This is a genomic window from Mesorhizobium sp. WSM4848 (assembly GCF_055811375.1).
Window position 1 is genome coordinate 1 of sequence record NZ_JBVVPX010000065.1, and the last position, 13,369, is coordinate 13,369.

10 protein-coding genes are annotated in these 13,369 nt (G+C 62.4%); 5 read left to right on the plus strand and 5 right to left on the minus strand.

All coding sequences use genetic code 11. The annotated features are described in order from the left end of the window. Positions 1 to 168 precede the first annotated feature (168 nt). From mmsB to AC0L16_RS32655, 3 genes are all read left to right on the plus strand, one after another. Positions 169 to 1,053, plus strand: coding sequence for a 3-hydroxyisobutyrate dehydrogenase (mmsB, locus tag AC0L16_RS32645; protein WP_473625636.1), 885 nt, complete (start codon positions 169 to 171; stop codon positions 1,051 to 1,053). A 284-nt stretch (positions 1,054 to 1,337) separates the two neighbouring features. Beyond that, positions 1,338 to 1,478, plus strand: coding sequence for a hypothetical protein (locus AC0L16_RS32650; RefSeq protein WP_473625638.1), 141 nt, complete (start codon positions 1,338 to 1,340; stop codon positions 1,476 to 1,478). A gap of 185 nt (positions 1,479 to 1,663) precedes the next feature. Next, on the plus strand, positions 1,664 to 3,688 hold the full coding sequence (locus AC0L16_RS32655; protein ID WP_473625646.1) for an ABC transporter ATP-binding protein/permease: 2,025 nt from the start codon (positions 1,664 to 1,666) through the stop codon (positions 3,686 to 3,688). A 107-nt stretch (positions 3,689 to 3,795) separates the two neighbouring features. On the opposite strand, the gene AC0L16_RS32660 is transcribed toward AC0L16_RS32655, so the two are convergent. The 3 genes from AC0L16_RS32660 to AC0L16_RS32670 form a co-directional block, all read right to left on the minus strand. Further along, a complete protein-coding gene (locus AC0L16_RS32660) occupies positions 3,796 to 5,175 on the minus strand; it encodes an aspartate aminotransferase family protein (protein WP_473625640.1) in 1,380 nt (459 codons plus the stop codon). Positions 5,176 to 5,247: 72 nt separating this feature from the next. Beyond that, positions 5,248 to 5,370 (minus strand): capsid protein, encoded by a 123-nt coding sequence (locus AC0L16_RS32665; RefSeq protein WP_292596486.1) that lies wholly within the window; start codon positions 5,368 to 5,370, stop codon positions 5,248 to 5,250. A gap of 46 nt (positions 5,371 to 5,416) precedes the next feature. Beyond that, positions 5,417 to 7,486 (minus strand): prolyl oligopeptidase family serine peptidase, encoded by a 2,070-nt coding sequence (locus tag AC0L16_RS32670; RefSeq protein WP_473625641.1) that lies wholly within the window; start codon positions 7,484 to 7,486, stop codon positions 5,417 to 5,419. Between the two features lie 139 nt (positions 7,487 to 7,625). Between AC0L16_RS32670 and AC0L16_RS32675 the strand changes: the two genes are divergently transcribed. Continuing rightward, a complete protein-coding gene (locus AC0L16_RS32675; RefSeq protein WP_473625642.1) occupies positions 7,626 to 8,183 on the plus strand; it encodes a hypothetical protein in 558 nt (185 codons plus the stop codon). Between the two features lie 99 nt (positions 8,184 to 8,282). Here AC0L16_RS32675 and AC0L16_RS32680 read toward each other — a convergent pair whose 3' ends face one another. Both AC0L16_RS32680 and AC0L16_RS32685 read right to left on the minus strand, forming a co-directional pair. Next, positions 8,283 to 9,443: an MFS transporter gene (locus AC0L16_RS32680; RefSeq protein WP_473625643.1), complete on the minus strand. Its 1,161-nt coding sequence runs from the start codon at positions 9,441 to 9,443 to the stop codon at positions 8,283 to 8,285. Between the two features lie 124 nt (positions 9,444 to 9,567). Continuing rightward, the gene (locus AC0L16_RS32685) at positions 9,568 to 11,436 is read right to left on the minus strand and encodes a phospholipase D-like domain-containing protein (protein WP_473625644.1); all 1,869 of its coding nucleotides are present in this window, start codon (positions 11,434 to 11,436) and stop codon (positions 9,568 to 9,570) included. A gap of 227 nt (positions 11,437 to 11,663) precedes the next feature. On the opposite strand from AC0L16_RS32685, the gene AC0L16_RS32690 reads away from it, so the two are divergent. Then, complete coding sequence (locus tag AC0L16_RS32690; protein WP_473625645.1) at positions 11,664 to 13,235, plus strand: trimethylamine methyltransferase family protein; 1,572 nt, start codon at positions 11,664 to 11,666, stop codon at positions 13,233 to 13,235. Positions 13,236 to 13,369 lie beyond the last annotated feature (134 nt).

Here is a 13,369-nt window from a genome sequence, read left to right on the forward strand (position 1 = left end):
TCGCCGTCGTCTTCGGCGAGAGGTTCGTCAGCCAATGACGAAAGCGGGCCTCGCGCACAGAATTCCTGACAGTCCCCAAACTTGCGCCCGAATAAGTTGCTACTCCCTACTCCCTACTCCCCCACTCCCCTACTCCCCTACTCCCTTACCAACCCACGGAGCGCCATTATGACCACCATCGCCTTCATCGGCCTCGGCAATATGGGCAACCCGATGGCCGCCAACCTCGTCAAGGCGGAATATACCGTGCACGGCTTCGATCTAATGCCGGAAAACCTTGTCATCGCCAAGGAGCATGGCGTCGTCGTCATGGCCAATGCCGTTGCCGCGGTGAAGGAGGCCGATGTCGTTATCACCATGCTGCCGGCCGGCAAGCACGTCCTGTCGGTCTATGAAGACATCGTGCCAAAGGCGAAAAAAGGCGCGCTGTTCATCGATTCCTCGACCATCGACGTCGAATCGGCACGAAAATCCCACGCCATTGCCGCCAAACATAAGCTGCTGTCGATCGACGCGCCGGTTTCCGGCGGCACCGGCGGCGCCGCCGCCGGCACGCTGACCTTCATGGCCGGCGGCTCGAAGGAAGCTTTTGCCAAGGCCGAACCAATCCTCAAGCCGATGGCCGGCCGCATCGTCCATTGCGGTGATGACGGCGCCGGACAGGCGGCAAAGATCTGCAACAACATGATGTTGGGCATTTCGATGATCGGCGTCGCCGAAGCCTTCGTTCTGGCGGAAAAGCTCGGCCTGTCGAACCAGGCGCTGTTCGACGTCGCCTCGAACTCGTCGGGCCAGTGCTGGTCGCTGACCACCTACTGCCCGGTCCCCGGTCCGGTGCCGACATCGCCGGCCAACAATGGCTACAGGCCGGGGTTTGCCGCGGCACTGATGCTGAAGGACCTGAAACTGTCGCAGGAAGCCGCGCAAAGCGCCGGTGCGGTGACGCCGCTCGGCGCCGAGGCCGCCCAGCTATATGCGCTGTTCAACGCCCAGGGGCATGCCGCTGCCGATTTCTCCGGCATCATAAATTTCCTGCGCGGCACCCCGGCGTAATGCATGTCGCCAAAAGGCTTGCCCTTCGACGCGACGCGCTTTCAGGCTCGAACTCGACCGGCTTTCGGTTTCCGGCAAAAACATCGGAAATTTAGATTTGCTTAAACTATCGATAACCACCCGGTAACGATGTCCCTGTAGAACGGAGTGCGAGGCGGCGTATCGCATCCGCCCGGCGCTCCGGATCAGGTCTCGCGTCCCGGAGCCCGTAAGTTTCGCCAAGTGTTCAGTCAGCGAAGCGCCATGCGTATCTGGCAAAGCCGCGTTCCGATGGAGCGCGGTTTTTGCATTTCGCGATCTTCAACGACAGTGAGACGATCGCCCTGGCGCGCCCCGAAATGGTCGTCGGCCTCGTGGCGGCGGACCTGACCGACGTCGATCCACAGGTGGTCGCTCCAATGCTCCCAAGCGCGAGGGTTCGGTGAGCGCGATCTGAGATCTCCTGAAGCTCATCAGTCCTGTCGGCAAGATTGTCGACAGGCTCACGAAGTGGCAGCGGATCAAGCAAGACGCCAGGGAACGAAGCCGACCGCATCCGCGCCGAGGTGGAGATCAAGCGGCCTGGCGGACATCATTGAAACCTTCTGATTTCCAAGCCGTTATCGCCGGTATGTCCGGGGCTAAATCCAAGCCGAAATCGGTCTCCAGATCACGCGACGCCGAGAAGTCGCGCCAGGAGAAGCAATCGACTGTCGAAACCGCGCCCGAGAGCGTCGGCGCGGCCCCGGCGCCGCTGGATTTCGTCGAACCCGATCCGGAGCTGACCCCTGAGGAGGCCGAGCAGGCGCGCAAGAGATACTTGCTGAGGCGCTTCTGGATCAGCGCGCGCGGTTACTGGGGCCGCGGAGGCGACAGGCGGGCTTGGCCGTACACGATCGGGTTATTGCTCCTGATCGTCATCAATGTCGGCTTCCAGTATGGGATCAATGTCTGGAATCGCGCAATTTTCGATGCCCTTGAGCAACGCAATGCGCGTACCGTCTATGTCCTGAGCGCCGTTTTCGTGCCGCTCGTGCTCGGGAGCGGAAGCCTTGTCGTTGCACAGGTCTTCCTTCGCATGACGATGCAGCGCCGCTGGCGTTCCTGGCTCACCAACGCGGTCATCGCGCGGTGGCTTGCAAGCGGCCGCTACTTTCAGTTGAACCTCGTCGGCGGCGACCACCAGAACCCTGAAGCCCGGATCACGGAGGATTTGCGGATTGCCACCGAATCCCCGGTCGACTTCATCGCCGGTGTCATCAACGCGTTCCTGTCGGCCTCGACCTTCATCGTGGTGCTCTGGACGATCGGCGGGGCCCTGACCCTGACGATCGCAGGTTCGACAGTGACCATTCCCGGCTTTCTCGTCATCACCGCGGTACTCTATGCCGCGATCACATCCACCTCGATGGCGGTCATTGGCCGCCATTTCGTCCACCTTTCCGAGGAAAAAAATCAGGCCGAGGCCGAATTCCGCTACACGCTGACGCGCGTGCGGGAAAACGGCGAGAGTATCGCATTGCTCGGCGGCGAGGAGGAGGAGCGTAGCGGCATCGACAAGACGTTCGCCTATGTGCTCAGGCAATGGGCGCTCCTTACAGGTCAGCACATGCGCACAGCGCTGGTATCGCAGGGGGCGAGTCTGTTTGCGCCTGTCGTGCCGGTTTTGCTTTGCGCTCCAAAGTTTCTCGAAGGCGGCATGACACTTGGACAGGTCATGCAGGCTGCCTCTGCCTTTGCCATTGTGCAGGGCGCATTCGGATGGCTGGTCGACAACTACCCCCGTCTCGCCAATTGGAACGCCTGTGCACGGCGCATCGCCTCGCTGATGATGTCGCTCGACGGGCTCGAGCGCGCGGAACAGAGCAACACCCTGGGACGCATAAAGCGCGGCGAAGCTGCAGGCGATGCGATGCTCAGCCTGAACAATCTCTCCGTGTCGCTCGACGACGGCACCGCCGTGGTCAAGGAAACCAAGGTCGTGATCGGATCAGGCGAGCGGGTGCTCGTCGCGGGCGAATCCGGCTCAGGCAAGAGTACGCTGGTGAGGGCCGTCGCAGGTCTGTGGCCGTGGGGCGGCGGCAGCGTCAACATCCACGCCGACAGACGGATATTCATGTTGCCGCAACGGCCTTATGTCCCCACCGGGACGCTTCGCCGCGCAGTCGCCTATCCAGGCGCCGCCGATCGCTGGACGCTGGACGAGATCAAGGCTGCCCTCGACAAAGTCGGGCTCGATTATCTGAATGACAAGATCGAGGACGACGCGCCATGGGACCAGACCTTGTCGGGTGGCGAAAAGCAGCGGCTCGCCTTCGCGCGTCTTCTGCTGCACAGCCCCGATATCATCGTGCTGGATGAAGCAACGTCAGCACTTGATGAAAAGAGCCAGGACAAGATGATGGAGATGATCGTCCACGAATTGCCGAAGGTCACCATCATAAGCGTGGCGCATCGCGCCGAGCTGGAAGCCTTTCATAGCCGCAAGATCACCTTGGAGCGGCGCGAGGGCGGCGCGAAGCTCGTCAGCGATATCGATCTTGTCCAGCGCAAGAGAGGACGGAACTTGCTTGAGCGATTTATGCGGCGCCGGCGCACCGTACCGAAGCGCAGCACGACCTTGAGCAAAGCAGCGCTGCCCGAGACAAAAAAGTAAGTCGGCGGTCGTGCCTCGGCGCTTGGTGAGCGGCTCCTCCGGCTGGCAGTATCCGGCATTCAAACGCCGGGCGTCCGGCCGCAGGACGCCCGGCGATCGTGTCTATCTTATTGCTTGCGCAAATCGGCCTGCGCCAGATCAAGCGCCCTGGCGATGCGCTCGCAGGCCATGTCGATCGTCTCGCGCGTCCAGATCAGCGGCGGCGACAGGATCATCGTATCGCCGGTGGCGCGCAGCATCATGCCCTGGGCAACGGCGTGGTCGCGGACGGTCACGGCCGCGCTCCCGGCCGGCAGAAAGCGCTCCTTGGTGGCCTTGTCGCTGACGATCTCGATCGCCGCCATCAGCCCGATCGAGCGCACCTCGCCGACCAGATTGTGCCCGCCGACGTGCTCCTGCAGCGCCTTGGCGAAATAGGGTCCGGTGTCGTTCTTGACCCGATCGACCAAACCTTCCCGCTCGATGATCTCGAGGTTCTTCAGCGCCACGGCGCAGGCCACGGGGTGGCCGGCATAAGTATAGCCGTGATTGAACTCGCCGCCCTTCTCGACCAGCGTCGCGGCGATGCGGTCACCGACCAGCAGCGCCGACAGCGGCTGATAGCCGGAAGTCAGCGCCTTGGCGGTTGTGATGGTATCGGGCTCGATGTCGAATGTCTGAGCTGCGAACCACTCGCCGGTGCGGCCATAGCCGGTGATGACCTCGTCCAGCATCAGCAGGATATCGTATTTGCGGCAGATGCGCTGCACTTCCGGCCAATAGCTCATCGGCGGTATCTTCACGCCGCCTGCTCCCATCACCGGCTCGCCGATGAAGGCGGCGACCTTGTCGGCGCCGGCTTCGAGGATGGCATCCTCGACGGCCTTGGCCGCGCGCAGGCCGAAATCATGGTCGCTTTCGCCGGGCAGAGCCAGCTCGTAGGCATAAGGCATCATCACATGGACGATGTTGGGAACCGCGCCGTTGAGCTGCTTGTGCATCGGCTCCATGCCGCCCAGCGACGTGCCGGCGATGGTCGAGCCGTGATAGGCGCTCTTGCGTGAGATGATGCGGTTCTTCTCCGGCTTGCCTTCCAATACCCAATAGTGGCGCACGAGGCGCAGCGCCGTGTCGTTGGCCTCCGAACCGGACGAGCCGAAGAACACTTGGTTGACGTGCTTCGGCGCCAATTCCGCCAGCTTTTTGGCCAGCAGCACCGGAGTCGGGGTCGAGCATTTGAAGAAGGAGTTGTAATATGGCAGTTCCTTCATCTGGGCGTAAGCGGCGTCGGCCAGCTCATCGCGGCCGTAACCGATGTTGACGCACCACAGTCCGGCCATGCCGTCGAGGATTTCCGTGCCTTCGGAATCGTAGATGAACGGCCCGTTGGCGTGGGTGATGATGCGTGAGCCGGCCTCGCGCATCTCCTTGTGGTCGGTAAACGGATGCAGGTGATGCGCAGCATCGATCTGCTGAAGCTGCTTCAGCGAATAATTCTGATAGGTCATGTCTGATGTTTCCTCTTGAACCAATCCGGCAATTGCAGACCAAGCCGGCAATTTGCAGCGGGGGCGGATTCGTCAGAGGAAGGCGGGCGGCGAATAGCCGATGCGGGCGCAAAGCCGCAAAAGCTCGGCGCGAAGCGTGCGCGGCGACGGCGTCACCGCCACCCCAAACGCGCGACATGTCTTCATCCGAGCCATGGCAGCATCTTAGGCGGTCTGATGCGATCAGTTCAAGCCGTTCAATTCAAGCCGTTCCGGTCAGCATCCGTTGCAGGAAGACATACTTCATTGCAGCCTGTGCCGCTTGCGGCCGGCGATCGCCGCGCCCGCCATGGCCGCCCTCGGTCTCTTCGAAGAACAGCGTCTTCGCGTGGCCGGCAGCCTGCAGCCGCGCCGCCATCTTGCGCGCATGACCGGGATGGACGCGGTCGTCGGCCGTCGATGTCGTCAGCAGCACCGGCGGATAGGCGGCATCGGGCTCGACATGCTGATAAGGCGAGTAAGCGGCCAGCGACGCGGCCTCTTCCGGCTTCGCCGGATCGCCATACTCGGCCATCCAGGATGCGCCGGGCGGCAGCTCGGTGTAGCGCAGCATGTCGAGCAGCGGCACGTCGATGATCACAGCGCCGAAAAGCTCGGGATGCTGGGTCAGCGAAACGCCGGTCAGCAAGCCGCCATTCGAGCCGCCCTGGATGCCAAGCGTCGCCGGCGTGGCGATGCCGCGTTTCACCAGGTCTTGCGCGACCGCGGCGAAATCGTCGAAGGCGTTCTGGCGATTGGCCTTGAGCGCGGCCTGGTGCCAGTTCGGACCGAACTCGCCGCCACCGCGGATATTGGCCTGCACATAGGCATTGCCCTTTTCCAGCCACAGCCGGCCGCGCACGCCGGCATAGCCGGGCAGCAACGGCACTTCGAAGCCGCCATAGCCGTAAAGCAGTGTCGGCACCGGCCCGTTCTGGTCGCGCCGCCTGACGACGAAATAAGGGATTTTGGTGCCGTCCTTCGAGCGTGCCTCGAACTGTTCCGAGACCAGCGACGACGCATCGAAACGCGCCGGCTGCGATTTCACCGTTGCCAGCGTCGCAGCATTGTCGTCCGACCAGATGATCGAGCTCGGCGTCAGGAAGTCGGTGAAGGAGAAGGACACGCTGGAGCCGAAACGCTCGGCGTGGCTGATGCCGACACTGCCGTTTTCGGGCAGCACCACCGGCTGCAGCGACCAGCCGCTGCCGCTGCGATCGCAGGCGACGACCTTGCCGCGCACATTGTCCATCAGATTGATGAACAACCGGTCCCGCGTGCGGGCAATCCCGGCAATCGAGACACGATCCGCCGGCTCGAGCACGGTCTGGACAGGTCCGAGCGCATTGGTCTCGATCAAGCGCGCGAAGTCCAGCGAATAGAGGCCATCAGGCTTGCACAGCGTGCCGTCCGGCGCCGTCCACGGGCTGCGCACCCCAAAGACGAACTGATCCCTGAACAGCACCGTGTCGGTAACGTCGTCCGGCAACGGGATGCGCCTGTTTTCACCGGAGGGCAGACGCAGAAAACTGTGCGAGGCAAAGAAATCGAGCGTCCGGGTCAGGAAAAGATGCCGCTTGTCGCCGTCGAATTCGAGGGAACCGCCGGCGGCGAGATCCTGCTTCTGCGCCTCGAAGATCGGCGTCGCATCCTCCAGCCTGGTGCCGCGCTGCCACAGCTTAACCACGCGCGGATAACCGGACTGGGTTTTTTCGTCCTCTTCGAAGGCAGCCGAGACGATGACCGTGTCCTTGTCAAGCCAGTTGAAGCCCGACTTCGAGGCGGGCGCGCGAAAGCCGCCCTCGACGAAGGACTTGGTGTCGATGTCGAATTCGCGCATCTCACTGGCGTCGCCGCCATCCGGCGACAGGCTGAGCAGGCAGCGGCTGAAATCGGGGTAAAGCCGGCTGGCGCCGCTGAACGCCCATTTCACGCCCTCTTTGGCTGAAAGACTGTCGAAGTCGATGATCGTCTCCCAATCCGGCTTCTGGGTCTTGTAGGAGGCGACCGTGGTGCGCCGCCAGAGGCCGAGCACATTGGTCTTGTCCTGCCAGAAATTATAGACGTGGCCGTTGAGCGCAGACCCGACCGCAATGTTGTCTTCTGCGGTCATCAGGTCGAGTGCGGCTTGGAAGTTGGCCTGGTAGGATGGATCGCCCTGCAACTCGGCGACCGTGATCTCATTCTGACGGTGAACCCAGTCGAGCGTTTCCTTGCCCGTTCTGTCCTCCAGCCAGAGAAAGGGATCTTCGGCCGCCGAATTCGGGCGCATCTTTGTATTCGACTTGGTCATGTGGTCTCCGATAAACTCGTCAAGGCTCGGCAACGTCGTCTTGCCACTATCGGTATTCAACTTGGAACGCAAAAGGAGCCATGCGCTGTTGGCCTCCTAAGGTGGGGCCGCCTGCCGCCCGCAGGCCACGAGGGAACCCATGCAACATCTGTACATTGCCAAAGAGAAGTTCGGTCCTTTCAGCGGCACTGCGTGGACCATGTACATAAACTGGTCCGGCCTTACCCAATTGAGCGAGGTCGTCACTCTCGATGGAATGCTTGGCCCTGTCGCGCTGGGAGAGGTAAAGGACAGCTACTGGCCCCATATTGTCAACGAGGACTACATGCTCGATTTCTTTGTGGACCTGGACTTCCTCCTTTCGGAGCTGGCGGATCCGAGCGAATTGAACGTCCTCAATGTGATCCGAAGACCATCGCTTGACGTGCGTTCACTCGACTGGAACGGATTTACCTTCCTGGGCTACGACTTGTTGGATCAAGACGTCTCCATAAGCGCTTTGACCAACTGCGGCGGATTTCCTGACGTGTTTGCGAACACGGAACTGTCTGATGTTGGACTGATACCCGACTTTGATCGTGCCGTTGAAATTCGAGACCTTTTACGCAGGATGCATCCCGCTGAACACCACGCCGATTGTGATTTATGGGCGATTTCCAGATGGCAAGGAAATGAAGGCACCCCGCAATTGTATTAATCCATGTCGCGCAAAAGTGTGCAGCGGTTTTGCGATAACGACATGCAAAAAACAACAACCTAAAGCGCGTCGCATGAGGCGGGTCGAACGCGACGCGCTTTAGACCGCTCGCCCCCGCAATACGGTTGAGACCGCCAATCCCAGGCAAATGGCGCCAAGCGTGATCGGCAGGCCGTCCGCACCGAGAATATCCATGGCGCCGCCCGCCAGCGGCGGCACGGCGATGCCGCCGACGCCCCACATCAGCGAGAAGGCGGCGTTGCCGGCGACCAGTGCCGAGCCGGTGAACCGCTCGCCAAGCTCAATGATCGACATCGTGTAGATGCCGTAGGAAACCGCGCCCCAGACAAACACGCACGGCCAGATCAGCGGCGTCTCGATGAGAACCGGCAATAGCACGCATCCGAGCAGCGTTAGCGATACACAGATAAATCGGACCAGACGCGCCGTCAGCCGTTCCGCCAGCAGGCCGAGCGGCACCTGCATGGCGATGTTGCCGGCGATCATCATCGACAGCAGCGCCGACATGCGGGTTTCCGCGATGCCATAATGCGCTCCGTAGACCGGCAGCAGCGCGAGCACTGCCTGTTCGAAACCGGCAGCCACCACGACCGCCGACAGCAGCAGCCATGCCATCGGCATGAACCCCATCACCGAAACCTGGTGCCCGGCCTCATCGACTTTTGGCAGCCGTCCCAGCACCAGCGCCAGGCAGGCGCCGCAAAAGACGAATGCGCCGATGCCGACGAGAAACGGCGGCCATCCTTCGGTGCCGACCGCAAGCAGGCACAGCGGGCCGGCGGCGAAACCGGCCGAAATGACTGTGGAATAGATCCCCATCACGCGACCACGGCGCGCCGGGGGCGCCAGCGCGATCACCCAGATCTCGCTCAGCACATAGAGCGGATTGGTCACCACGCCGATCAGGAAGCGCAGTGGAAACCAGAGATAGACATTTTGCGTCCAGCCGATCAGCGCCAGCATGATCGCGGAAAGTGCCGCGCAGGTGAGCGCCGTGCGCCCTGCCCCGAACCGGCGCGCCAGTGCCGGGATGAGCGGCGACGAGACGATAAAGCCGACCGGCGTCATTGCCGCCGACAGGCCGATCATGGCCGGCGAGACGCCCTGGCGCTGCAGGATGAAGCTCAGCAGCGGGTAGCTCAGCCCTTGCGCGATGGCGAACACCGAAACGGTGGCGATCACGCCGGTGATCGCCGCCCACTGCATTGTCTCGCCGCTGTTCTGTTCCGCCAGGTCCATGATCCGCACCAGGAAACCTGCACGATTAGCGTTTCGGCGGCATGCCGGGAGGCACCGGCGGCAAGAACCTTTTGCGCCAGCCAGGGAATGACTTGTTCAAGGCTCCCCGGCGTCATTCAGGCGATTACGGAAAATACCGGGCAATCGCCCCCTTCCTGCCGTCGGCGTAAGGCTTCAGCCACTTGTCGTCGATGGAGAGCCCGTCATTGTCCGACGGTCCTTCTCCAATCGTTCTGCGCCAGGCGCGGAACTTGTAATGGTCGAACACGTCGAGCATATGCACCGCAAAGGCCGCAGCGAAGGTCTTGTCGCCTTCGACGATCACCAGGTTCTCGTCGTTTTCATAGGACGCCTTGTAGCCAAGGTTGTGGCTGCCGGCGATGACGGTCGCATTGTCGGCCATCGGATCGATGATGACGATCTTGTCGTGCACGATCGCATGGCCGACGGTCAGCACTTCCGCCTGGAAATCGCGCGCAACGGAGGCCCCCGTCAGGTTGGCCGCCCTGACGATGGAGACGTTCGGCGCCTCCCAGACCTTCTCCGGAAAGACGAATGGCGATTTGCCGTCCCTGTTCGATTTTTTGGTGACTGGATCCCGGGTCGGGGCAATATAGTTTGGCATGGCGGTGTGATCGCTGATTGCACCTTGCACGATCAGCTTTGGATTCGCCGTCGCCGCCGCGACCGCCTGATCGATGACCGAATTGTTGCCAAGCCGCGACGGATTGAACACGAGAAAGAGCACCGCCTGCTTCGCCGCCTTGATTCGTACGAAAACGTCTTCGAGATCGACAGGCCGCACCGAGATGTCCTTTTTGCTACGGTCGGGATCGTTTGGCGAGAACCAGATGGTGGTCCCATTGACATGGTTCGGTGTGCGATTCTTCAGGCGAAACGGCCTGCCTTGCTTCTGCGCCACACGTCCGGCGGCGCTATCGCTTGCCGGCGGCGGGAACACGTCGGCCTTCATCCGTTCCCAATAGGCATCGAACACTTCGGCCATGGCAGGGTCATCGCGGATGAAGGCGTTGTTGGACTGTCCGCAAATGCCGGTCGACGTCCAGTTGGTGCTGCCGGTCATGACCGCTTTCGGATTGCCCTGGGCGTCGCGGTAGACGGCAAACTTGTTATGGCCGATATGGTTGTTGTTGAACAGACGATCGGTCAGCACGACGCCGGCGTCGCGCAGCCGCTTTCTGAACGGCGCGTTGCCCGCGTCCCACGCCTTGGTTTGTTCATCCCTGCCCGAATTCGAAAGAATGACGTCCACGACATCTTTGGCGTCGATGATCGCGTCGCACAACCCGTCATCGCCAAGCTCGTAGAGCGCAAGCCTGACAGTGCCGCCCTCGGCCTTGGCCCGTTTCATCAGGCTGGTGAGCACATCCGGAACCTCGCCGTGAAGATAGGCGCGTATCTTGCTGCCGGGACGCTGAAGCTCGGCCCTGATCTTATCGCGCTGCCCGACCTTGATGCCGGCGTCTTCCAGCGCGCGCGACAGCCATTGCGTCGAGAGCACGCCGTTGGTAAAGGCGAGCCGCGCCTTGCCGAACATCGATCCCAGGAAGATGGTCGGGCTGACGGCACCTTGTCCGAGATAGCCGAGCGGCCGCGCCGCTCCGCTATAGGCTTTCTCGGGGCGCACCGGCACCGGATCGAGGCCGGGCCGCATGTCGCCGACCGGACGCACCCGGTAGGCGACCATTTCGCCATCCGGCCTGATTTCAACGCTGTCGCGGCGCCGCCGTACCGTAAGATCGCGCCAGAATGTCTTTTGCACCGGCCAGACGCCGGTATCCTGCGGAATCCAGTCCTTGTTGCGTTGCCCCCGGAAAGGCACCCAGGACGCCAGACAGCGTTCCTCGCCGGTGCCGGGATAGATGCGGACGATTTCGAAACCGAGACAGCCGTCGATCATTCCGTCAATATCCCAGGCAATGAAGGCGACTTCGTTGTTGGTCGCTGCACGCACGCTGACAACATCCGACACGGAAATAGTCTCCCTCAGGGCGGTTTTATTCAATGTACTTACTCAATATGACATGATCGCAACGTGACATGTTTCACAGTTCGGGCACAGACCTGGTTTCGCCCTGTTGCGTCCGGCTGGCGAACGTCCATGTCGCTTCCCTCGTCCTAGTGGTCGCCGCCTCCGCAATGGCGGGACGGCCGGCGGTCCATTATGCCGCCACACTGTCGCAGCGTACGAGGACTATCATGACCGCCGCCCTTCATCCCGCCGAACCGGCATTGGCAAACCCCCGTCGCGGCGGCCGCGCGGGCAAGCGCGCCGGCGCAGCGGCGGCATTCGAGCAGCCGCCTTTCCGTCAGCTGAAAATCCCGCTGACGCCGACCAGGCTGGTCTCCGACGACGAGCTGGAATCAATCCACCTCGCCTCGCTGCGTGTTCTCAGGGAAATCGGCGTCGACGTGCTGCACGACGAGGCGAGAAGCATCATGAAGGCGCATGGCGCGGATGTCCGCGAAGGCAGCGAGCGGGTGCGCTTCGACAGCGACATGATCCTCGAGCTGGTTTCGCACTGCCCGTCGGAGTTCACCATCCATGCCCGCAATCCGGCGCACAATGTCCGCTTCGGCGGCGACAATCTGATCATCTCGATGATGGCGTCGGCGCCCAATTGTTCCGACATCGATCGCGGCCGCCGGCCGGGCAACCAGCAGGACTACCGCAACTTCCTCAAGCTTGCGCAGATGCACAACATCCTGAACTGCACGGGCGGCTATCCGGTCGAGCCGATCGACATCCATCCGTCCGTCCGGCACCTCGAATGCATCCGCGATCTGAGCGTGCTCACCGACAAGGTGTTCCACATCTATTCGCTCGGCAAGGAGCGCAATGTCGACGGCATCGAGATCACCAGGATCGCGCGCGGCATCAGCGACGAACAGCTTCTCGAACAGCCGTCGGTGTTCACCATCATCAACACCAATTCGCCGCTCAAGCTCGACGTGCCGATGATGGAAGGCATCATCCAGATGTCGAGCAAGGGCCAGGTCGTCATCGTGACGCCGTTCACCCTGTCGGGCGCCATGGCGCCGGTGACCATCGCCGGCGCGCTGGTGCAGCAGAATGCCGAAGCGCTGTCCGGCATTGCCTTCGCCCAGATGGTGCGCAAGGGCGCGCCCGTCGGCTATGGCGGCTTCACCTCCAACGTCGACATGAAGTCCGGCGCGCCGGCCTTCGGCACGCCGGAATACATGAAAGCGCAATTGGTCGGTGGCCAGCTCGCCCGCCGCTACAACATCCCCTACCGCACTTCCAACACCTGCGCCGCCAACACGGTCGACGCACAGGCGGCCTATGAAAGCGTGTTCTCGCTGTGGGGCGCCATACAGGGCGGCGGCAATCTGATGATGCATGCGGCCGGCTGGCTGGAAGGCGGCCTGCGCTGCTCCTACGAGAAGACTATTCTGGACATCGATCTGCTGCAGATGGTGGCCGAGTTCCTGACCCCGCTCGACCTCTCCGAGGAGGCCCTCGGCTTCGACGCCATCCAGTCCGTCGGTCCGGGCGGCCATTTCTTCGGCACCCAGCATACCCAGGACCGCTACAAGACCGCCTTCTATTCGCCTGTTATCTCCGACTGGCGCAATTTCGAGACCTGGGCGGAGGCCGGATCGCCGACAGCTATCGAAAAAGCCAATCGGGTGTGGAAGGAGCGGCTGGCCTCCTACGAAGAGCCCTACATGGACCCGGCTGTCCGCGAGGAGCTCGACGCCTTCGTCGACAAACGTCGGTCCGAAGGCGGCGCGCCGACTGATTTTTGATCGCTTGATGAACAGTCGACCCCCTCTCCGGGGGGGGGGGGGGGCCCCCCCCGCCGCGCGGGCGGGGGGGGGGGGGGGGGGGGGGGGGGGGGGGGGGGGGGGGGGGGGGGGGGGGGGGGGGGGGGGGGGGGGGG

Bases quoted from the DNA above. Each gene is read 5' to 3' on its own strand.
- mmsB (WP_473625636.1), top strand. From the start codon at position 169: ATGACCACCATCGCCTTCATCGGCCTCGGCAATATGGGCAACCCGATG.
- AC0L16_RS32655 (WP_473625646.1), top strand. From the start codon at position 1,664: ATGTCCGGGGCTAAATCCAAGCCGAAATCGGTCTCCAGATCACGCGAC.
- AC0L16_RS32660 (WP_473625640.1), bottom strand. From the start codon at position 5,175: ATGACCTATCAGAATTATTCGCTGAAGCAGCTTCAGCAGATCGATGCT.
- AC0L16_RS32665 (WP_292596486.1), bottom strand. From the start codon at position 5,370: ATGGCTCGGATGAAGACATGTCGCGCGTTTGGGGTGGCGGTGACGCCG.
- AC0L16_RS32670 (WP_473625641.1), bottom strand. From the start codon at position 7,486: ATGACCAAGTCGAATACAAAGATGCGCCCGAATTCGGCGGCCGAAGAT.
- AC0L16_RS32675 (WP_473625642.1), top strand. From the start codon at position 7,626: ATGCAACATCTGTACATTGCCAAAGAGAAGTTCGGTCCTTTCAGCGGC.
- AC0L16_RS32680 (WP_473625643.1), bottom strand. From the start codon at position 9,443: ATGGACCTGGCGGAACAGAACAGCGGCGAGACAATGCAGTGGGCGGCG.
- AC0L16_RS32690 (WP_473625645.1), top strand. From the start codon at position 11,664: ATGACCGCCGCCCTTCATCCCGCCGAACCGGCATTGGCAAACCCCCGT.